General features: G+C 62.6%; 21 protein-coding genes and 1 tRNA gene. 3 read left to right on the plus strand and 19 right to left on the minus strand.

Annotated features, from left to right (window positions below):
* Position 1: 1 nt before the first annotated feature.
* The 6 genes from CK227_RS20440 to CK227_RS20465 are packed head-to-tail and all read right to left on the minus strand — an operon-like array spanning position 2 to position 5,949.
* Positions 2-865: an RDD family protein gene (locus CK227_RS20440; RefSeq protein ID WP_095770487.1), complete on the minus strand. Its 864-nt coding sequence runs from the start codon at positions 863-865 to the stop codon at positions 2-4.
* Positions 852-1,871, minus strand: a complete 1,020-nt coding sequence (locus CK227_RS20445; RefSeq protein WP_095770486.1) for a stage II sporulation protein M — start codon at positions 1,869-1,871, stop codon at positions 852-854. Before CK227_RS20445 ends, CK227_RS20440 begins: the two co-directional genes overlap by 14 nt.
* Positions 1,868-3,172: a DUF58 domain-containing protein gene (locus CK227_RS20450; protein WP_095770485.1), complete on the minus strand. Its 1,305-nt coding sequence runs from the start codon at positions 3,170-3,172 to the stop codon at positions 1,868-1,870. The genes CK227_RS20445 and CK227_RS20450 overlap by 4 nt, the downstream gene beginning before the upstream one ends.
* A complete protein-coding gene (locus CK227_RS20455; RefSeq protein WP_095770484.1) occupies positions 3,169-4,125 on the minus strand; it encodes a MoxR family ATPase in 957 nt (318 codons plus the stop codon). The genes CK227_RS20450 and CK227_RS20455 overlap by 4 nt, the downstream gene beginning before the upstream one ends.
* Positions 4,112-5,326 (minus strand): DUF4350 domain-containing protein, encoded by a 1,215-nt coding sequence (locus CK227_RS20460; protein WP_095770483.1) that lies wholly within the window; start codon positions 5,324-5,326, stop codon positions 4,112-4,114. Before CK227_RS20460 ends, CK227_RS20455 begins: the two co-directional genes overlap by 14 nt.
* The gene (locus tag CK227_RS20465; RefSeq protein WP_179296313.1) at positions 5,323-5,949 is read right to left on the minus strand and encodes a DUF4129 domain-containing protein; all 627 of its coding nucleotides are present in this window, start codon (positions 5,947-5,949) and stop codon (positions 5,323-5,325) included. Before CK227_RS20465 ends, CK227_RS20460 begins: the two co-directional genes overlap by 4 nt.
* 147 nt (positions 5,950-6,096) lie before the next feature.
* Here CK227_RS20465 and CK227_RS20470 point away from each other — a divergent pair, with 147 nt between their 5' ends.
* The gene (locus CK227_RS20470) at positions 6,097-6,879 is read left to right on the plus strand and encodes a hypothetical protein (protein WP_095770482.1); all 783 of its coding nucleotides are present in this window, start codon (positions 6,097-6,099) and stop codon (positions 6,877-6,879) included.
* A gap of 520 nt (positions 6,880-7,399) precedes the next feature.
* Here CK227_RS20470 and CK227_RS20480 read toward each other — a convergent pair.
* The 4 genes from CK227_RS20480 to CK227_RS20495 form a co-directional block, all read right to left on the minus strand.
* Positions 7,400-9,079, minus strand: a complete 1,680-nt coding sequence (locus CK227_RS20480) for a hypothetical protein (RefSeq protein ID WP_095770480.1) — start codon at positions 9,077-9,079, stop codon at positions 7,400-7,402.
* 225 nt (positions 9,080-9,304) lie between these two features.
* Positions 9,305-9,985 carry an outer membrane protein gene (locus CK227_RS20485; protein ID WP_179295929.1) on the minus strand — a complete coding sequence of 227 codons (681 nt, stop codon included), beginning with the start codon at positions 9,983-9,985 and terminating at the stop codon, positions 9,305-9,307.
* 369 nt (positions 9,986-10,354) lie between these two features.
* A tRNA-Cys gene (locus CK227_RS20490) sits at positions 10,355-10,427 on the minus strand.
* Between the two features lie 105 nt (positions 10,428-10,532).
* Positions 10,533-11,165: a hypothetical protein gene (locus tag CK227_RS20495; protein WP_095770478.1), complete on the minus strand. Its 633-nt coding sequence runs from the start codon at positions 11,163-11,165 to the stop codon at positions 10,533-10,535.
* Between the two features lie 158 nt (positions 11,166-11,323).
* On the opposite strand from CK227_RS20495, the gene CK227_RS20500 reads away from it, so the two are divergent.
* Positions 11,324-11,779: a hypothetical protein gene (locus tag CK227_RS20500; RefSeq protein WP_245317971.1), complete on the plus strand. Its 456-nt coding sequence runs from the start codon at positions 11,324-11,326 to the stop codon at positions 11,777-11,779.
* A 186-nt stretch (positions 11,780-11,965) separates the two neighbouring features.
* On the opposite strand, the gene CK227_RS20505 is transcribed toward CK227_RS20500, so the two are convergent.
* The 4 genes from CK227_RS20505 to CK227_RS20520 form a co-directional block, all read right to left on the minus strand.
* A complete protein-coding gene (locus CK227_RS20505; RefSeq protein ID WP_095770476.1) occupies positions 11,966-12,346 on the minus strand; it encodes a cupin domain-containing protein in 381 nt (126 codons plus the stop codon).
* 366 nt (positions 12,347-12,712) lie between these two features.
* Positions 12,713-13,840, minus strand: a complete 1,128-nt coding sequence (locus CK227_RS20510; RefSeq protein ID WP_245317969.1) for an ABC transporter permease — start codon at positions 13,838-13,840, stop codon at positions 12,713-12,715.
* A gap of 1 nt (position 13,841) precedes the next feature.
* The gene (gene rbbA / locus CK227_RS20515; protein ID WP_095770474.1) at positions 13,842-16,580 is read right to left on the minus strand and encodes a ribosome-associated ATPase/putative transporter RbbA; all 2,739 of its coding nucleotides are present in this window, start codon (positions 16,578-16,580) and stop codon (positions 13,842-13,844) included.
* Positions 16,564-17,688, minus strand: coding sequence for an HlyD family efflux transporter periplasmic adaptor subunit (locus tag CK227_RS20520; RefSeq protein WP_245317967.1), 1,125 nt, complete (start codon positions 17,686-17,688; stop codon positions 16,564-16,566). Before CK227_RS20520 ends, rbbA begins: the two co-directional genes overlap by 17 nt.
* A 255-nt stretch (positions 17,689-17,943) precedes the next feature.
* Here CK227_RS20520 and CK227_RS36795 point away from each other — a divergent pair, with 255 nt between their 5' ends.
* Positions 17,944-18,111 carry a hypothetical protein gene (locus CK227_RS36795; protein WP_179295930.1) on the plus strand — a complete coding sequence of 56 codons (168 nt, stop codon included), beginning with the start codon at positions 17,944-17,946 and terminating at the stop codon, positions 18,109-18,111.
* A 190-nt stretch (positions 18,112-18,301) separates the two neighbouring features.
* Here CK227_RS36795 and CK227_RS20525 read toward each other — a convergent pair whose 3' ends face one another.
* The 5 genes from CK227_RS20525 to CK227_RS36800 all read right to left on the minus strand — a co-directional run.
* The gene (locus CK227_RS20525; RefSeq protein WP_095804199.1) at positions 18,302-19,345 is read right to left on the minus strand and encodes a site-specific integrase; all 1,044 of its coding nucleotides are present in this window, start codon (positions 19,343-19,345) and stop codon (positions 18,302-18,304) included.
* A gap of 201 nt (positions 19,346-19,546) precedes the next feature.
* Complete coding sequence (locus tag CK227_RS20530; RefSeq protein WP_143750512.1) at positions 19,547-20,149, minus strand: hypothetical protein; 603 nt, start codon at positions 20,147-20,149, stop codon at positions 19,547-19,549.
* Complete coding sequence (locus CK227_RS20535) at positions 20,142-20,480, minus strand: hypothetical protein (RefSeq protein WP_095804201.1); 339 nt, start codon at positions 20,478-20,480, stop codon at positions 20,142-20,144. The genes CK227_RS20530 and CK227_RS20535 overlap by 8 nt, the downstream gene beginning before the upstream one ends.
* Positions 20,477-20,671 (minus strand): hypothetical protein, encoded by a 195-nt coding sequence (locus tag CK227_RS20540; protein WP_095804202.1) that lies wholly within the window; start codon positions 20,669-20,671, stop codon positions 20,477-20,479. The genes CK227_RS20535 and CK227_RS20540 overlap by 4 nt, the downstream gene beginning before the upstream one ends.
* Positions 20,668-21,052 (minus strand): hypothetical protein (locus tag CK227_RS36800; protein ID WP_179302413.1); only part of this gene is annotated, 385 nt, incomplete at its 5' end. The genes CK227_RS20540 and CK227_RS36800, both read right to left, overlap by 4 nt.

A 21,052-nucleotide genomic window follows, 5' to 3' on the forward strand; every position in this document is an offset into this window, starting at 1 on the left:
GCTACCGCGCATACTTGTCCGCCTTGCGGTTGCCGAGCAGCAGCTTGCGCTCGAGATGCGCCCTCAGATCACCGTAGTAGGCGGTCAAAAAGGCCTTCGAATCGATCGGCTCGATCCTCGCGCCGATCTTGCGGCCGATCGTTTCCGCCACAGCTTTCATCGCAGAATAATCGTCGCGGCGCAGCACTTCTTCCAGCTTGTGCAATTCGGCGATGCCATAGGCGTCGAGCTGCGCCGGGCTGAAAGGGAAGCGCTTGGCGACCGGATCCTTTCGCTGCGAAAGGTCCTCGACCAGCTTGAATTTCGGCGTCTCCACCACCCAGGTTCCGGCAAGCAGGTCGCCAATGCGCAGCCGGTCGTGGTTGAACAGTAGAAACAGCGAGAACAGCAGCGACCACACCAGGCCGAAAATCGTCGACAGCGTGTCGGCTACGCCGGCGCCGCCGCGCGCGGCGATGATCGACAGCGGCAGGAAAACCTCGATCTCGCGCATCAGGTTGCGCGCGATCACCTGGTCGATGGTGAGACCCGCGCCGCTGCGCGAGGCGACCCGCACGCCGACGATCCGCTTGCCGGGCGTCGCGGCCCGCCGGCCCGCCTCGAAGGTGATGAAATAGACGTTGCGCAGCAGGAAGATGAAGATGATCCAGACGATGAAGAGCGGCTCCGCCTCCTTCACGCCAAGGCCGCCGAGGCCGAAGATGACGACGAGGGTGACCGCAACAGCGGCCGCGACGATGATCACCACATCGAGCAGGAAGGCCGAAGCCCGCGTACCGGCGTCCGCCAGCTTGATCCTGAGGTCGACGCCTTCCGGCGTGATCAGTGGCCTTGTCAGCTCGGCAGGGTTCCTAGCCGTTGCCATGCCGCACCATCCGGAACAGGTAGAAATAGGCGATCCACAACGTCAGCATGCCGCCGCCAATGGCGTAGCGCGTCGCATCGCTGGTGATCGTCTGCCGGCCGATGCCTTCGAGCAGGCCGGCAAACAGAAGCATCATCATCACGCCGACCATCACGGTCGCCGCCACCCGCCCGGCCTGGGCGGCGGCAGCCATCCGGGTCAGTTCGCCGGGGAAGGCGATGCGCGTGCCGATGCGCATGCCGGCCGCGCCCGCCAGCGCAATGGCGAACAGCTCCGTCGTGCCGTGGATCGACAGCCAACCGCCAAGCTCCAAGCCCAGCCCCTTGGCCGCATAGACCTGGAACAGCGCGCCCAGCATGCATCCGTTCATCAGGATGATCAGAACGCTCGGCACCGCGAAGGCGAAGCCGAGAGCAAAGGCCAGGATCGCCACCTGCGTGTTGTGGGTGAACAGATAGGCGGCAAAGCCGGACAGGAAGTGGCTGCTGCCGCCATCGTAGAGCACGCTGCGCAGCACTTCGGTCGACGAATCCGGATTGCGCCCGCCGGCAAGGCTGGGTGCGATGATGGCGTCGTACCAGCGTTTGTCGGAGGCCACCAGCCAGTAGCCGGCAATGGCGCCGGTCACCGTCAGTGCGACCGACACCCAGGTCTCGCGCCACAGATCGCGGATCGCCGCCGGCCAGTCACGCAGGAAGAAATCGCCGACGCGCTCCCTCAAACTTCGTCGCGCGCCGTAGAGATAGAAATAGCCGCGCAGGCTGAGCGCCTCCAGATAGGCGATCAGCGCGCTGTCGAGCGATGTCGCACGGGCCACCGAGAGGGAGGACAGCGCAGAACGGTAGAGCAATGGCAGCGACAGCAACTCGTCTTCAGAAAGCGTGCGCGGCGCGCGTCTTTCGACGCGGGCCAGCAGCGCCTCGAACGCCTTCCAGTCGGCCTCGCGCTCCTGGCGGAAGCTTGCCAGCGACTGGCGTACGGCATCGGTGCCGGCGGGCAGCGTCATAGGAGGTTCTCCTCCTTGAGCTGGATATAGCGCTCGACCAAGGCCGGACCGAGCCGCTGATGGTCGGCCTCGATCACATGCGCGCCCAGCAGCCGCAGTCGCCCGATCACCACTTGCCGTTCCCGAAGCAGGCCACCCGCGGTGACCGCGCGGGCCACATCCTCGGGTTTCGCGGGCTGCATGTCGGCCAATGTCTCCAGTTCGACATCCTTCATCAGCATGAACAGCACCAGATGCCGCTCGGTCAGCCGGCCGACGGTGCGTAGCATCAGTTCGGCGCTGATCGGGTCGACGAAATCGGTGAAGACGATGACCAGCGAGCGACGGTCGAGCTTGGCCGCCAATGTCGTCAGCGCCAGCGTGAAATTGGTCTCTTCGCCGGAATAGTCGATCTCGGCGGCGCGCTTCTGGATCATCGTGAAACTCGGCGAGCCGCGCACCGCGCCGCTCGAGACGCGGGGCGTGGCATCGAAGGAGAACAGGCTGACGAGGTCGCCGCCCTTGAGCGCTATGAAGGCCGACAGAAGTGCCGCCGTCACCGCCCGGTCGACTTTCGGCACGCCGTCGACCGGCTCGCACATCAGCCGGCCGCTGTCGATCGCCAGCACGATGTTGTTGTTCTCCTCGATCCTGAACTCACGCGCCAGAAGCTTGCCGTGGCGGGCGCTGCGCTTCCAGTCGATCATCCGCCGGCCCATGCCTGGCTGATAGTCCTTCAGCGCCTCGAACTCGCGGCCCTGGCCGGCTCGCCTCTGCGCGTGGCCGTCGGCCAGCGCGGAGCGCTGCAGCAAAGTGATCGCCTCGTCGCGCGCGCTGCTGACGTCGGGCAGTACCGCCACCTTGCGGTCCATCGGCAGCACGACCTGGTTCCAGGTCAGCCCGAACTGGCCGTTCCAGCGCAGCCAGACCCGGTCGAAACTGGCAATGCCGCGCCTGCGCGCCGTGAATTCGAGATCGAGCGTGCCGCCATTCGCCGGCAACGCGCCGCCTGTGCGGCCGACCGGCTCCGCACGCTGATCGTGGCCGACACGCGCTTGCAGCACGCGCGCCTGCTGGCCGAGGCTGGCCGCGACATGCACGGTAAAGCGCCCGCCGACGCCGACCTGCGGTGGCGCCGAGAGACTGGCGCTGAGCGAGGCACGCCCACGCCCGGCCGCCGCGTCGACCGCGAGAAATGCAAGCAGCACACAGATCCACAGCAGGCCCAGGTACCAGACATGCGGCAGCGCAAGCGCGATGAGGAAGGCAGGGATCGCCCCCGCCGCCGCTGCCCACACCGCTTTGCCGGTCGGGTAGATCAACGCGGCGCCTCCGTCTGGTCGACGAGGTCGGAAACGATCTGCTCGACCAGCCGCCCATCGATCTGCGCCGCCGGCGACAGGATGACGCGGTGGCGCAGCGCTGGTATGGCGAGCGCCTTGACGTCGTCGGGAATGACATAGGCGCGGCCGTCGAGTGCCGCCCTGGCGCGTGCGGCCCGGGCTAACATGGCGCCCGCCCGCGGGCTGGCGCCGACCTCAAGGTCCGGGCTTTCGCGCGTGCGGCGCACCAGGGCCGCTATATAGCCGACGACATCGTCGACCAGCGTCACGTCACCAACCGTGGCAAGTGCTGTTTCCAGCGTCTTGCGGTCCGTCTGCGCGTTGATGCCGTATTGCGCAATATCGTGCGAGGCGGTGCCGCCGCCATGATGGACGATGATGGCCCGTTCCTCCTTGAGATCGGGATAGCTCACCCGATGCTTGAACAGGAAGCGGTCGAGCTGTGCCTCGGGCAGGGGGTAGACGCCCTGATGCTCGATCGGGTTCTGCGTCGCCACCACCATGAAGTTCTGGCTGAGCGCATGCGTGGTGCCGTCGAAAGTGACGGCGTGTTCCTGCATGGCCTCCAGAAGGGCGGCCTGCGTCTTCGGCGGCGTGCGGTTGATCTCGTCGGCAAGCAAAAGGTCGCAGAAGATCGCCCCGCGCGTCAGCGTGAACTGCCCGCTCTGGAAATTGTAGATGTTGGAGCCGACGATATCGCCAGGCATCAGGTCGGGCGTGAACTGGATGCGGCCATAGGCGACGCCAAGCGCTTGCGCGAAGCATCGCGCGGTCATGGTCTTGGCGGTTCCCGGCGGGCCTTCCAGCAATATGTGACCGCCGGCGAACAATGCCGTCAGCATCAGATCGACCGTGTCGCGCTGCCCGGTGATTGCTTTCGCCACTTCTTCCCTGATCGCGGTCGCCAGGGCCTTCACATCATCGACGTTCACCGAGCCTCCTTGTCGTCCAGTCATGCAGCGCTTCCGCTGCTTCATGCATTTGCGCCAGGTTCCCAGCTTCGCTCGCGGCCTTGAAGCGACGGCTGAAGCCCTGCGTTTCGCTTCGGTCGCGAGAATCGAGCCAGCGGTCGAGCGCTTCGCCCGGCAAGCCTTGCGGCGCGCCGAGCAATGCGCCGGCACGCGCACGCATCAGCGCCGCATACCGATCGCCGAGGTCCCCGAGCCGCCCGGCGCGCTTCAAGAGCATCGCCGTGCTGTCGACCAGCGCCCGCTTGCCGAAGGCAATCGCCCGGGCCTCGGTGCGCGGCGGCCCGAACCGGCCGAGCCCATGCAGGAAGGCGAGGGCCGCCGCCGCCAGCACCGACAGCGTCAGCGCCAGGAAGGGCGGCTCGACCAAAAGCTTGGCAAGATCGTATTTCTGCCCGACGCCATGCAGCGTCAGGTCGAACATCACCGCGCCCTTGCCGGGCTCCAGCATGGCGATGATGTCGAGTGCCGCCGCCGCCTTTTGCGGATCCTTCAACGCCGCGTTGTTGATAAGATCGGGGTCGGTCAGGATGTAGAACGGCCCTTCGTCGAGCTCCGTGAGAACGGCCTTGCCATTGCCCGCCGCGATCAAGGGGTGATCGTCCGCGACCCATTGCAGGTCTTCCGGCGCGGCGACCATGCGGCCGGCGACGTCGATCTGCCCGACCGAACTCTTGCCTTCGCCAAGCTTGGCCTTGGCGATGCGCCCGAGCCAGTCATTGACGACGGTATCGGGCAGCCGTTCGAGCTTCATCTCCCAGCCTTCATGGTCCTGCAACGGCAAGGTGATCCATTTGGGCAACACGAACAGCGTGGCCTTGCCCGAGCGAAGCTTGATGATTCTTGCCAGCGCGCCCGGGTCGCTGTTTGGCGCGATGGTGACGATCAGCAGGAATTCGGACGCCAGGCCGGAGCTGAGCGCTTCCTCGCTGCGCGCCATCGGTGGCGCCTGTCCATTGGCGAGTTTCAGCCATTCGACGAGCCCGGCATAGCCGGAGCCGCCCTTGGACAGCGGCGTGCCGCCGCCTTCCGGCTGGCGAAAGTCCGGCGCGTAGGTCGACAGCAGGAAAAATCCCGCCGCCGCCAGCAGGCTGGCAAAAATGCCCCAGAACAGGGTTTTGCGGTTGAACGGTTCCTGCGCGGCCTCGACCGCCGGCGCGCTCATGTCCAGGCATCCCTGAAGGCGAAGCGTTCATAGGCGCCGCGCGCCTGCTGCCAGCCATCGGCTCCGACCGGCCGGCGGGCAAACAGCGCTGCCTCGACGATGCGCGCGATCTCGCTGAAGGGGCTGCGTGCCCGCGCCGGCAACGATGTGGCGCTGGCGATGTCGCGCGAGGTGAGCGACGGGCGCAGAAAGTCGGGCAGCCGCCCTGCAATGTCGGCGACGCTGCGGCGAAGCAGAAGATGCACCGCTTCGTCATAGTCGCCGCGCGCGGCGAGCGCGTCGGCCTCGGACAGCAGGATCTGCGCGGCACCAACATCCGGGCGCCATGCCTCTTCCGCCTCTGCCTGCTTACGGGCGCGCCGCCACGGCAGGCGCCATGCCACGCCCTTGGTCTCCAGGGCAACGAGAAGCGCGATGACCGCGACGCCGACGATCACCGCGCCCCAGAACAGGTAGATCATGTAAGGGCCGATCTTCGCCAATGCTTCCAGGAAAGGCCGCAGCCATTCCGGCGGCTCGGGCTGCACCAGCGTCGGCAGGTCAAACTGGATGGAATCGTCCGCAAGCAACTGCTTGTGTATCTTTGCCAGCCATTCGGCGTCCTGCGGCTGTGCGACTGTCACCCGCTCGCCCCTCTGCACCTGCGGTTTGGTGCCGACACTGGCAATACGCCTGGACAATTGCAAGGCCACTGGACGAAGCCTTTTAATCTTGCCAGATTTACTTTCGAGGTTGGTTGTTTGGATGTTGCGGCGGCTCGGGGGAATATAATGACCACTGCGACATTGGGACAACCCGGCCGATTCGAGATCGGCAGGGTGTTCAACAACACCTTTGCCGTCATCGGCCGCAACATCGGGCTTTGCCTTGGCCTTGCCGCGCTGTTCGCCGGCGCGCCGACGCTGCTTGTCCGGTTGTGGACCCAGCCTCAGGTCGACGCGATGTTGCATGGCGATCCGGGCGCGATGGCGGATCCCCATGCGATGTTTCGCAATTCCTACCTCAGCCTCGTCGCCGGGCTGGTTTCCTTCGTTTTCACCATGCTGCTTCAGTCGTCACTGGTCCGGGCGACGATCGAGGACCTGAACGGCAGGCGGCCCTCCTTCGGCGACTGCATTCAGATTGCGATCCGCTTCCTGCTGCCGACGCTGGCGATTGGCTTCCTCGTCGCCTTTGGCTCGGTCCTTGCCATGCTGGCCCTGATTGTGCCCGGCATCATCTTGTGGCTCGGATGGTCGATGTCGGTGCCGGTCCTGATTCAGGAGCGGCGGGGCGTTTTCGGCTCGATGTCGCGCAGCCGTGCCCTGACCAAGGGCAACCGCTGGTCGCTGTTTGGCCTGTTTCTCATATTGATGATCATCGCGATGGTCATCCAGTGGGGGATATTGCTGGTTTTCGTCCTGTTTGGCGGGATTCTCGCGCAGCTGGGCGCCGCGCTGGTGCAGACCGTGGTCTCCATGGTGCTGTCGATCGCCGCCGCGGTCAGCTATGTCGAGCTGCGCCAGGTCAAGGAAGGCGCAAGCATCGACGAACTGGCGCGGATATTCTCGTAGCGGACGGCGCCATCACATGAGGGCTACAGCTGCCGGGTCCGACGCCAATTCGCGGCAGCGTCATCAAAATGGATGGCGACTTTCGTCCGCGCCTGTGGTGGCATCGAGCCCAGGTGGAGAGCGGCCCCCCGAGCAACAGGTGATCCTATCTTCCGGTGAGTGGGCCAACTCCCTCATTAAGCGGGCCTCTTTGTAGGCTCCGACCGAGGACAGTCGATATGCAAGATCCCGCCGAGAGGAACAAAAGGCCGCCTCATACCCAACCAGCCGAAGATGAGCGCCTGGCGCGGCTCGAGAAAACAGCCAGGCTCAAACGGCTTCGGTCTTACGCTTCCTGGCTTGCACCTGATGCATGCGCCCAATTTCATGATGAGATCGACTGCTCCGCACTAATTGAGGAAAGCCGTTCCTTGCGCCTGGCCTGATCGGCTGATGCCGCCGCGCTGCCCGGTCCGTGCTGTGGCGGCTCGGGCTTCCATCGCCTGAAGATCTTCTGAAGAAACATCCTCAGATCGGAATCTCAGTGACAACAACCGCGCCGCACGCTCGTCCGGCACAGGCATGACGAGCTGATCGCCACATCCGCCTTGGCCAGCGCCGTGGCGAGCTTTGCCTGCAGGGCCGGCAGCTCCTCGCTCTCGCCACGCCGCCTCAAACATTCAACCAACCCATGCAGCGCCCAGACATTGTCCGGGTGCTGGGCGCAGCGCTGCACCTTGCCGCTGATGCCGAGATCGTCGCGATAGACCCGCTCGGCCTCTTGCATGTGGCCCCGGTCGAGAAGCAAGGCCGCCAGCGCATGGCGGGGAGGGTGCATCCACGCCCATGGCTCGGTGTAGGAGAGGTTGTCATCCAGCTCGACCGCCTGGCGCAAATGGGCGTAGGCCTCCTCGTGTCGGCCCTTGTGGTAGGCAAGCTCACCATCGAGCAAGGCGACACCGACAGCGAGCGAGGCGCGGGTGGGGTTGCTGAGGAAACGCCGTTCGGCCGGAATGGTCTCCATATGCCGGTGGAACCGGTCGCGCTCGCGCTCGGCTTCCGTGAATTGCCTCAGCGTCGCATGCGCGATGCCCTTGGCGTAATGCTGCATGGCCGCAGTCAGCACATAGAGGCCGGGCTCTTCGACCGCCGGTTCGTCGATGATCTCCTGCCAGCGGCCGAAGCGCACCTGCACGTGCGATTTCATCGCATGGTAGCCCTCCACCGTTTGCGTCAGTTTGGGCCGGTCCAGGATGGCGACCACGTCTCGCGTCACCAGGCTGCGCACCTTGTCGGCGGCCCACAGCGCCGGACGGTACTGGCCAAGGAACATGCAGGTGAACATCATCAGATGCAGGTCGTGGCAGCAGCCGAGCAGGTAATAGGTCGGCTCGTCCGCATAGGCGAGATAGAGGTCATTGGCGCGGACCGCCTTTTCGCTGGCGATCCTCGCCTTCTCATAATCGCCGCACAGCACGTAGATATGCCCCGGCATGTGGTTCATGTGCCCGGCATCGGGACACATTTCGCCGAGCCGGTCGGCCGAGCGCAGGCCGCGCTCCGGCATGGTGGACATTTCCAGGAGATGGATGTGCAGGTGCAGGATCGCCGGATGTTGCGCCGCGCCTGCCTCGTCGGCAAGCCGGATCGACCGCTCGCAAACCTCCAGCGCTTCAAGCACGTCCGAATTCGGCGCCGGCTCGCCGGTCTTGAGGTTCCACAGCCGCCGCACCGTGCGCATCATCAGCGCCTCGACCAGCAGCGCCATCACATCATGGTCGTCGGGAAAATCCTGGTAGACCCGCCGCATCGCGGCGGCATAGGCATCATCCCATCGTTCGAATTCCTGCGGGCTGACCTTGTGCGGCTTCTGGAAGCGAGAGGCCAGCGCCTCGATCAATCGCCGTTCGACATCGCTGGCGCCGGCCGCGTGGGCACGCGCAAGCCGAACGTGCTGGAAGCAGCGCCTGGTCGCGCTGTTGACCTCGACCTCACCATGTTCCTTCCAGGTCAGATTGTAGAAAGGCCCGGCGGCATAGGCGATGCCCCAATGCACCATCGCGCAGCCGGGATCGGTCTCCAAGGCCTTCTCAAAGCACTTGATGCCTTCCTCATGGTTGAAGCCGTAGCACCAGTTCAGCCCGATATCGAACCAGCGCTGGGTCTCAGTCGAGCGGGTGGAGATCGGGCGGCGATAGGTGCCAAGGTTGAAGCGGTCCATTTCCCGGCTCGTCTGACTCATTGTCTTCGTCAGACAAGCGCAGTCGGTGTGCCCAATGCTTTCTGACCTTCAGCACAATCCAGACTAACTTGCAGTTTGGCTATTTTAACCCGCATATCCGCATCACCCTATATGGCACCACTATATATCGTGGCACCACTGTACGGAACACGCACCGATATTTGGAACTGCTGAGCGGGTGACCTGAAAAACAGGATCTGCAAATCAGAATTTATAGGCGATCCCGATTCGGACCTCGTTGGTCTTGAGGTGTTCGTGCTCTTCCCAACCCGAGTCAGTGTTATCGGTTGCAGTCGTAACCTTGCCGAAATCTGTATAGCGATATTCGGCCTGGCCGACCCAGTTCTTGTTGAAAGCGTAAGCGAGACCCGCGCCGACCGTCCAGCCGGCCTTGATGGTAGACTTGGAATCCGTTGCCGGCCCGTCTTCGAACTTCGTATGAATGTCTCCCAGCGCCAAACCGCCGGTGACATAGGGTAGCCAGTTGTCAAAGGCATAGCCCAGGCGCCCGCGCAATGAACCCTGGGCATCGACATGGGTATTGTCGTCACTTCCGAACGGCCAGTCCGGGTTGTGGCCGACAATTCCGGAGGCCTCGATATCGCCTTCGACGCCGCCGACGATATTGCCCCATTGCATATTGTAGCCGGCAAAAATACCGCCGGTGACCCCACGGAGCCTGAAGCTATCCGAATAATCTGAATCGCCGCTGGCGATGTTCTCGTCCTGGATATGGTCCTTGCCCCACGCGTAACCGATCTGGCCGCCGATATAGGCGCCTGTCCAATCGTACGTGGAAGCGACCGGAAGCTCGTTCACAACATCTGCCGCCATGGCCGAAGTAAGGGTGGCGCCCAAAAATGCTGCTGCCAAAAGGTATTTCATGGCCTGTCCCCGCATGGAGCTATGCCTAATCCTAGCTCTGTGTATCAGTATCACAGGAGTTCCCTTACGGAAGGCAATTGCAGGATCGAGGCGCACACTTTTCCCAAAGTATGTTGCGACGGCGCAACAAAAGGGTGTTTTGGAGGGGCGTTTGGCCTGTTTCCGAACGATTGTCGCTCCGATCTTCGAGTTCGCGGAGGACCCGCGTCGCCACGGTGAGCCAGCCTCGCCTGGATTCCTTCGCCATCAATGTGTGCCTCCAAGCATTGCAAACGCCATGGTTGCACCGCCGCTGTTTAAGAGGGGTAGGGCTGGCGTCTCTGACAAAAAAGCCGCCCTGCTTGTGCCAGCGTGGGCGGCTGTTGAAAATGGAGCTCTGAATGGGAATTGAACCATTACGTCGGTTTTGCAGACCGATGCGTCACCGTCCCGCCCTCAGACCGTGCTGGTCTTAAGGCCGCCCCACCAACACGCGTCAACCTGTTCTGTCGGCGTGCCCCTGCGCGGTTTGGGTGACGATACGGGGACTGTAGGTGGCGCGCCGCCCTTAATTGGTCCCGTCGTGCGGCCCTTCGTTTTGCCAGCCGGCCAGCTCCGGCAGGTCGTCGAGCCAACTTTTCTCGCTCATCAAAGTATCTCGGGCCTGCGGTGCGGCCTCCATGGCGTTTCGAATCAGCCAGTCCACCCACTTCCGATAGGCGACCGGATCCAGTTGCGGCGGCAGCACATTGGCCTTGGCCAGCATGCGTTTGCGGAAACTGGTTTGCCTGCGCAGTTTGGTCGTCGTGAACTTGATGACCTTGCCTTGATAGTCGATCGTCCAGCGATCGCCTCCAAGACTGACAAGGCTGTCGATGGAGAAACCGGCATCGACCGGCCTGTCCCGCCAAGGCAGTTCGACGGCCTTCTTCCTCAACTCGATGGCCCATCGCCTGTAATCGGCCCCGGCACGCTGGGGCGGCAGTACGCCGGCCTGTTCGAGTATCTTCTTTCGGAAGGTCGGTTGCATCTTGAGCTGGCCGGTCGTGAACTCGACGCGATGCCCACGAAACTCGACATGCCAACGGATCCTTCCGTTGCCGACATATTTCACCAGCCTGTCGATGAGGAATTCGCCATTGGCAAGCGTCACGCAGCCTTGGCTGATGCTTTCGTGAATGAACTCGGTGTCGGTGACCATTATCCGGCCTCGTGCAGAACTTCAGGCAGCTTAGCCATTGGAACGCACCTGCCACCATCAATCTTCTTCACTCGGGAAATATCACCTTCCTCGAGCCGCCTAAAGAGTGACGCGCCGCTTGCTGTCGGCTGCCTCGAACCTTCCATCCTGACAAGAATATGCAAACCGTCGTGTTACAGTCAGATGGTGTCATGTCATCGAGCGCATGGCGATCGCAGCAAATGGGAGAGTTCGCCACGTCCAGGATCAACCGCCGCGCCTTGCTTTTCCACTCCGGCAGCGCAGTCGTCGCCTCGACGGTTGCGGCAACCGCACGCGGCACAGGGTCGCCGGGCCAAGACCAGGAACCGTCCGATAGACTGCGAGAGCTGATCGAGGCGCACAGGGCGGCATACGCGGCGTTCGGCAAGGCGCTGCACGACTTAGGCGGCGACTCCGACAGGGCCAGCCGGGAGGAGGAGAGGGCGCTGCTCGCCATCTGCGGCCATGCCGCGGTTGAGGAAGGCGATCGCCTGGCCAAGGCCCGATATCTTTTGGAGATAGAGGCGCGCGGCGAACTCGACCTCGCAGAGCATATGCAGGCTGTTCTTCGATCGACGATGTGGAAGGCATGAGGCGACCGGCGTGCAACCACGACAGTATCCGGCAAGGGAGGTTCGCCAAATCCTTCCGTTTTCGAGAAACGAAAGGATTTGTCTTCTGCCTGCGGCCGACGGGCGGAGCTGCAGCCATATTCATGTCGCGACAGCAGCCTCGCCGCCCGACGAGAAACCTTTTAGCCAGCAGCCCAGCAGTTTGCCCTACGCCGGCTTGGCGTATTGCTCGGCGCTCATGACCTCGATGCAGACGAAGCGTTCGTTGCCTTCCACCCAGGCGTCGTGGCCGGGCGGGATCGTATAGGACGTACCCTTCGTTAACGTCTTCTGGGTCCCGTCGTTCATCTTGACGGTGATGGTTCCGGAAACGACGTAGCCGACATGCGATACCTGACAGCTATCCGTCTTGACGACCGGCTTCACGCATTCGGACCATTTCCATCCCGGCTCCATGTTGAGCCGCCCGAGCGTAAAGCCTGGAAGCCGCACCACCTCGACACGTGTCTTGTCGGGCGAGCGAACCTCATCCGGGTTGTCGTGAGATTTGGATTCAAGTTTGGTGACATTTATTCCACCATCGGCCATGGCATCCTCCCATACGCGACGCGGAGCCCGATGCTGTCACCTTTTCAATATATTAGCAATTGCTTTTATATATCGCGAAGGTCGACCACAGCCGCGCTCACCACCTGAACGGGTGACCTGGAATGGCCTGCATCAGGACATAAAGTTCTGTGTAAGCTGCTGATTGAAATTATGAATAAACTTGGCTGGGGTTCTTGGAAGCTTTTCGAACTTTCTGCCTTGCACCTCCGGCCGAATTGGGCGTGCTCATGGCTGAGATCGGGATATCAGGAGGCGCTATGGGGCAAGCTTGATCAGCACGTCCGCATGTGCCCGTCCCTCAACTGACCTCAACTGAGGAGTATGGCATGGAGACTGCGCGGTTACTCACATCACCATGGCACTGATCTTGCGGAAACGCATGACGGACAGGGCAAAGAATCCGCCGCCGACCAGGCCAACAACGGCAAATTGCGGCCACACGACGTCAAAACCAGCACCGCGATAGAGGATTGCCTGGGCGAAGCTGACGAAATGGGTCGATGGTGACAACTGCATCACCGCCCGCAGGAATGCTGGCATGCTGTCGAGCGGCGTATTGCCACCGGAGAGGATGTTCATCGGCAGGGCGATCAGGATGAACAGGAGCCCTACCTGCGGCATTGAGCGGGCGACCGTGCCCAGGAAGATACCGATGGCGGTAGCAAAGAACAAATAGAGCATGACGCCTGCCATGAATAGCGGAATGGATCCGACGATCCGAATTCCGAGCAATGTCTCTATCACCAGCCAAAGCGACAGGCCGACCGCGACGGTGATTACCAGGCCGTTCGCCCACACCTTGGCAGCTGCGATCTCGAGAGGCGTAAGCGGCATGATCAGCAGATGCTCCAGGGTGCCGTGTTCACGCTCGCGGATGATTGCAGCGCCCGCAAGTATGATGGCTAGCATGTTGACATTGCCGATGATGGCCATGACGGCATTGAAAAGTTGCGTGGTGAGGTTGGGATTGAAGGCGACGCGGACAGCGAGATTTGCCGGGTCGTATCGTAACGGTTTGGCATGAGCGGCAGAGCGAGCGATTTCGCCGGCGATGATCTGCTGCAGATAACCAGCGCCGATGCCGGCTTGCATCATAGCGGTGGCGTCGACGTTGACCTGGATAGCCGGCCGGCGCCCTGCCATGACGTCGCGCTCGAAATAGGGCGGGATGTCGAGGACAAACGTACTGCGGGCGGCGCCCATCAGCTCGTCAACCTTGCCGGCTGCTACCTCGGTTGGACGGCTGAAATAGGGCGGCAGCAGAGCCGTGGCGATCGAGCGCGAGAGGACCGAGTGGTCCTCGTCGACGATAGCGACGGCAGTGTTGTGGATCTCCTGTGCGGGACTCTCAGCCTGCGTATAGACCGCCAACGAGAAGGAGTAGACGACGAAGCCGAAGAGTACGAAATCGCGCGAGAAGCTCCGCAACTCCTTGACGCCGAGCCAGAAGATGTTCGCCATGTGCTGGGTCACGTCACCGCTCCTGCCGGCGGAGGAATGCCAGGCTGATCAAGGTGAGAAGCGGGATGAAGACCGCAAGTGCCAGCAGGTTTCCGGCAAGCTCTTGGAAGCCCAGCGCCTTGGTGAAGGTGCCGACCGAGATGCGCAGGAAATACATCGCCGGGAACGTGTGGGCCATGAAGGCCGGAAAACCCGCCAGGGAGGAGACGGGCGTCAGCATGCCTGAGAACTGCACGGCCGGTAGAGAAGTCATGATCCCGGTGGCGAAGATGGCAGCGATCTGGGTGTTGGTGAAGGTCGAGATCACCAATCCGTACCCGGTCATGGCGGTCACATAGAGGACCGCGCCGACCAGCAGCGCGAGCAGGCTGCCCTTGAGCGGCACGCCGAACAGGAAGATCGCCATGGCAAGCAGACTCAAGAAGCTGACGAAGGCGACCACCACATAGGGGAGTTGCTTGCCGAGCAGGAATTCCAGGCGACGGACCGGCGTTACATAGAGGTTGGTGATCGAGCCGAGCTCCTTCTCGCGCACCACGCCCACGGCCATGAGGATAGCCGGGATGAAGGCAAGCAGCATGGCGATGGTGCCGGGAACCATCGCGTAGATGCTGTCGAAGTCCTGGTTATAGCGGAAGCGCGTCTCGATGCTGGCCGGAGCCGCCGCCGACGGGCCGTTCGGCTGCAGACGCGCCAGATCGGTCAGGTATTGCTGATGTACGCCGCTCACATAGGCCCGCGCTGTCTCGGCTCGGAACGGCATCGCGCCGTCCACCCAGGCGCCAATCTCGGCGGAAGTCCCTCGCCGCACGTCGCGGCCGAAACCGGGTGGCACTTCGATGGCCACCGTCACAATGCCGCTCCTCAGGCGATTTTCCAGGTCGCTGTAGTCGGCGAGCACCGATTTCTCGGTGAAATAAGGCGAGCCGCGGAACTCTTGCAGATAGGTGCGGCTCTCCGGCGTGTTGTCGCGATCTAGCGCGGCGAAGCTCAGTTGGTTGACGTCGGTGTTGATGCCGAGCCCAAACACAATCATGAGGAAGGCCGTGCCGAGGAGTGCGAAGCCGAGCCGGACAGGATCCCGCCACACCTCCAGCGCTTCGCGTAGCGAATAGGCGAGGAGCCGCCCGAGGCTGAAGCCCCGCCGTGGCGTAGCGCGCACCGGGCCAACGGTGGGGGCGACTGCCTGGCGGGCCGGCGAGGGCCGGGGCGTTTCTCTTTCACCGGCTTCAAGATAGGCGACGAAGGCGTCCTCGAGATTGGCCGCACTCGTGGCGGTGACCAGTTCGGCAGGCGTTCCGGTGGCCAGCACACGCCCCGCTTGCATGAGCGCGAGACGATCGCAGCGCGCCGCTTCGTTCATGAAATGGGTGGAGACGAAGATGGTGACACCGTGACGGCGCGACAGATCGACGAGAAGTTCCCAGAAGCCGTCACGAGCGAGTGGGTCGACCCCCGAGGTTGGCTCGTCGAGAATAAGGAGTTCCGGCTCATGAACCACTGCGACAGCAAGCGAGAGCCTCTGGCGGATGCCAAGAGGCAACTGCGCTGCCCGCTGATCGATATGGGGTCCTAGGCCGAAGCGCTCGACCAGTTCCGCAATGCGGACTCGCGCCTTGTTGGCGGGCAGGTGGAAGAGCCGTGCGTGCAGGTCGAGGTTCTGCCGCACGGTGAGCTCCGTGTAGAGCGAGAAGGATTGCGACATATATCCGACGCGTCTGCGCAGGCGCATGTCGGTGCCGTCGATCGGTTGCCCGAACAGCCAAGCCGTGCCACTGGAAGCTGGCAGCAGCCCGGTCAGCATCTTCATCGTCGTGGTCTTGCCGCAGCCGTTCGAACCGAGGAAGCCGAAAATCTCGCCGCGCTCGATGGTGAAGTTCACGCCGTCAACAGCGACGAAGTCGCTGAAGCGCCGGGTCAGGTTGCGGGCGACTATCGCCGCCTCGCGCTCGCCGGACGGACGCGGTGGGACGGAGAGCGTCCGCCGCCTGGCGCGGACTGCCTCGGGCAGGAGCGCGATGAAGCTTTCTTCCAGGTTAGGCTGTCCTGTGCGCGCCTTCAACTCGGCCGGCGAGCCTATCGCGAGGATGCGGCCGGCATTCATGGCGATGATTTCGTCGAAGCGCTCTGCCTCCTCCATATATGCGGTGGCGACAACCACGCTCATGCCAGGGCGTGCGGCGCGCATGCGCTCGATCAGTTCCCAGAACTGCCGGCGCGACAAAGGGTCGACGCCGGTGGTCGGCTCATCGAGGATGAGGAGATCTGGGTCGTGGACGAGGGCGCAGCAGAGGCCGAGCTTTTGCCGCATGCCGCCGGAGAGCTTCTTGGCCGGACGGTTGGGAAAAGGGGCGAGGCCGGTCGCCTCGAGAAGGGCGTCGATACGTCGATGGCGCTCGAGTGCCGGCTGGCTGAATAGGCGGCCGAAAAAGTCGATGTTCTCCCGCACGCTGAGATCGGGATAAAGATTCTTGCCGAGGCCTTGCGGCATATACGCGATGCGCGGGCAAGCGGCGACGCGGTGGCCGCGGTCCGCCATATCGCCGCCAAGCACCGCCACACAGCCGCTCTGGATGCGCTTTGCACCGGCGATGAGGCCGAGCAGCGTCGATTTCCCGACACCGTCCGGGCCGATCAGCCCGACGAGTGCGCCGGCCGAAAGGACGAGCGTCACATTGTCAAGCGCCAGTGTCCGGCCATAGCGGTGCGATAGCCCGTCGACGGCTATGACGGGATCATCGGGACTGTTCATCGGTCCGGCCTGCAAGCGAAATCGGCCATTCCGTGCCCGGATCGAGTCGAACATAAGCCAAGCCTGGAAGACCGGAGCCCACCTCTGCCGAGTGGGCGCGCAGATAGTCGGCGTCCACCCGCACGCGGACCCGAAACATCAACTTGTCGCGTTCCGCCTTGGTCTCTACCGCCTTCGGCGTGAATTGTGCTTGGTCGGAGACGAAGACCACCTTGGCCGGGATTGGTGCATCAGGCCTGGCGTCGAGCACCACACGGGCGTCGCTGCCCGTCATCGCGCGACCGGCTTGTGCCGTGGGCAAGAAGACATCCATATAGACATAGCCGGTGTCGAGCATGGTCAAGACCTTGCCGCCGGCGCCGATCACCTCGCCGACATTCGCGAGGCGATATTGGATGCGACCAGCGCGCGGCGCGACGAGCGAATTGTCAGCGATGTTGATGTGATAGAGGTCGACATCGTGGTTGGCCGCAGCCAGTGTCTGTTCGGCCTCGCCGACACGCGCGTTGGCTGCCGCAAATGCAGCGTTGGCGGCGTCCATCTGTTGGTGGCGCTGGTCGAGGATCTCGGTCGTCGCATAGCCTTTGTCGGCAAGGTAGATTGCGCGGGCGAGCTGCTGCTCAGCGAGCTTCACCTGTGCCTTCTGCTGCTCGACGCTGGCGCTCGCCTCGTCGAGCATGCGGCTCGCTCCGAGCATCTGTGCCTCGGCCTTGTGGAGCGACGTTTCGAGGTCTTGCGTATCCATCCGAGCGACTACCTGGCCGGCGCGGACGCCGTCGCCCTCGTCGGCAAGGAGCGCGGCGATGCGGCCGCCGAACTTGGCTGCGATGTCGATCTCGTCGGCCTCGACCCGGCCGTTGCCGAAGGCGATGCCTGCTGGAAGTCCAGGCTCGGCATGCTGCCACCAATATCCGCCTGCCGCGGCCGCGGCCGCGGCTAAACCCAGCGCCAACCCAAGCCAAAGCCGGCGGCGCGGTCTCACGGCGGAAGCGACAGGTTGCAGAGGAGTAGGCTCGGGTAAACTCGGCACGAGCATTCGGCTCACCGAACGGTCCTTCGGGGGGATCAACTCGGCACTGCCTGCGTCAATGAAATCGGTGTTTTGCATTCGTCGATCCAATCAGCCAGACTTAACTTCGCCCGAATGCGGCGACCGGACGTTGATCTGTGTCAAAAGTAGTTGGCAGGCGCGCAGACGGTTCTGTCAGCAAGTTACGAATATGAAGGCGGCAAAGCCTAGGAAACGTACCAAAGTGCCAGGAAACCAGCTAAACGGGGCCAGGAAGATTGGGACAAAGCCAATCACATCCAAGTCCAGGGTCTGGCGACGCGGCTTTCGGCCACCAACCTCGAGCACGCAATCATGGGCGCGTCGGGCGGCTTCGATTCCACGAAGGCGCTGATCGTGGCGGCGCGCGCCATGGACCTGGTCGGCAGAGCGCATCAAAGGCGTGCTGGCGAAGCACTTCGGCGAACGATCGGCTTCGAGATCGGCATCAAACAGGTTGAGGACCGTATCTGGCTTCGATGATGATGCATGCAGGCTCGAACCACTCCAAACCCGTTCGGGCCAAGAGTGTTACCCATGCCTCCGGTAAAAACCGTAATCCACGTGCCAGGAACGGACCTAAAGATATATGGCTGGGGAACCTGGATTCGAACCAGGACTAACGGAGTCAGAGTCACCACATTGATATCTGCAAACTATTGAAACTTATACACTATTCCGCTGTAGTCCGCGAGGGCTGTGCCGCCTTTTGTGCGGTTTTTTCGAGGTCAAGGAACGCATAGGACTTCTCTGTCACGGCCACTGACGAGTGTCCGAGCATGGTAGAGACTTCCTGCATTGTAGACACATCGCAGCCTACGCCCTGAAGCCGCCGGCATCCGAACGTGCGGCGCAGATCATGCCAGCGAACGTCCTTTAGCTTCGCCCGCCGCACAGCTCCCTCAAAGGCTTGGTTCAAGCGAGATATGCGCTTCCCGTCTGGATGGAAGAACACGAAGTTGCTCTTGATGTGCCGGGGCCGGCGCTCCAAAAGCTGTGCCGACCTTTGTGACAGGGGCGCGTAGCGTTCCTTGCCGCTCTTGGTTTTGGTGCCGGTTCTGATCGTGAAGTTTTTGAAGTCGATTTGCGGCCACGTCAGCCCAAGCAGCTCTTGCTCGCGAAGCCCGCTGTCGATCGACACGATAACCGCCGTACGGCATGGCTCAGAGCTTTTGGCAATCACTTCGGCCTCTTCATCCACGGAAAGGTAGCGCGTGCGTCCTGGCGCCTCCTTGAGGCCTCTGCGGCGGCGCCTGCGCATGTAGGCCGGGATGATATTCTTGCCGTCGTCGATCCATTCCCATTCCTCGCAGTAGGACATGATGCAGGACAGGCAGGCGAGATCCCTACGGATTGTCGGGGCGCTGGCGCCCTCAGACCGCCGCAGCGTCTCGAACTCGCTCAGAAGGGCCGTGGTGACGTGCTGGATGTTCTTCCCGTCAAGCACCTTGGATAGATTCTTCAGGCTGACCGCATAGCGCGTGGCGCTGTTCGGCTTTATCGTCGGGAAGTGCTCGCGCATGAAGCGTTCCCAGACAGCAGGCCACGGACGCGGAGGTTTATCGCCCCACGCGCTGTCATCCATTTCATTCAGCCATTTGCGCAAACGCTTTTCAGCAGTTCGCTTATCTTCGGTGCCGAGGGTGAATCGGTATTCTTTGCCGTTACGCTGGGCGCGGCCCCAGTATGTTTTCCCGCGCTTGTATACCCCGGCCATGCCGATATCTCCTTGCGCCTTGTCCGCTGCCAGCGTTCAAAAATTGGCTTGTCGAATAGCCATTTCCCCTTCGATCCGCTAGGCTGCCAAGCGCCAGGCACCTTGCCCTCGGCCGCCATGCGCGTCCAGTAGCGGGGCGTCATTCCATAGTGGACAGCCAAATCCGCCGCGCTCAGAGCCGTCTGCGTATGTGTCGCCCGCTCAGCCATTACCATCACCGGACTGGCTGGGGCGGATCTCGCCCGTTCGAGAGTTGATTACGCCATTGGCGCAGGCCCGCCAGAGCACGACGTCGATAGTCGCGGTCCGCCAGCCGGTTTCCTTCGCCAAGCGCTCACACAACGCCTGTGCGGTCGTTCCTTCCCTGTCCGCGAGCCGCTGCAAATGAACGTCAGGCTTGGCCACATCGGCGCCGAAGTTCTTGGCCAGATGATATTTGGTGATGTTGCCGATCCAAGGTAGGGATGCGCAGAATTCCAGCTTGTCGATCGCGGCCATGTAGCGGGTGAACAGGTCAGCGCGGCCATTCCAGATGTCATTGATGGCCGTCGCCTTGCCGAGATGACCGAAGACGTTCCTGGCATTGCCGCCGCGAAACAACTCGTCGCGGCACTTTTCGAAGATGCGCCGCGCTACCGTGTTCTTCATGCCGGAATTGCAGATGACGAAGATCGCCTCCAGGGCGAAGTCGTCAGGATCGGTCGGTGGCGTGATGCTTTGCGACCAAGCGATATCCTCGGTCGCCTGCTGGCCAAGCGCTGCCACCACGGTTCGGAAGGTTTCGAGCGTCAGCGTCTCACCCATGATCGCCGCCATCCTTATCGCTGAGGGCGCGGGAGGCGTTGCGGAAGTCGCCGACCGTTATGGGTGAGGCTCGTTCGTCACCCGGTTCAACGCCATCGACCCACCAAGCCGGTGTTTCGTCCGGGCACCAATCGTTAAAAAGCGATGGGCACGCCTCGGTAAACGGCTTCAGCGCCTCCCGCAAGCGCTCTATCTCGGTGAGAAGGGTGCGGAAGTCGCCGACTGTGAACTTGCTGAGGACGCGGAAATGCGCGGCCGGTTTCTCGTCTGGCCAACTGGACAGCAACTCCAACGCTTCACGCAGTTCCTTCTCTATCCGCTCTATGGTCATGGGCGGGGCTCCTGCTGATCGGCCCAAAGCTCAAGAACGCTGGCGATGCGCTCGAAGCTGTTAAGCAGCCGCGTGAACTGCTCCTGCATCTCGTCCTCGCGGTCATAGCCGGCAGCTCGCCGCTGTTCGGCCCGGAGATCGTTCTCTATGCGCAGCCGCTTGCGCTCGTCGTATGCCTGTTTCGGTGTCATTTCTGCTTCTCCAGAGCGCGGATAGCGTCACGGCCCTCAATCGGGTTGTAGCCGTAGTGGTATGCGTCCTTGCCCGAGTACCCTTCCATTGGTGCGTGGGTGCGACCGTTCACGAGTAAGCCAGCCTTTGTCCCGGCAGCATGCAGCATTGCGACATGGGCAAAGCCTGAGGTGAGCCACATCCCGATTTCGATGGCTTTATCGTCAGGGAAGCGGCTGCTCCGGATGCGCGCCAGTTGCTTTTCCGTCAGCCCCGCCACGAGCAACGCGCGCTCGAAATCGTCTGGAAATTCAGGGTTGCCAAACGCCGAATGTTCCGACCAAAATTCCATGCCGAAATGCTGGTATTCGCCAGGCTTCATGACCGGTATGAGATCGCGC

The organism is Mesorhizobium sp. WSM4308, assembly GCF_002294905.1.
Classification (GTDB): domain Bacteria; phylum Pseudomonadota; class Alphaproteobacteria; order Rhizobiales; family Rhizobiaceae; genus Mesorhizobium.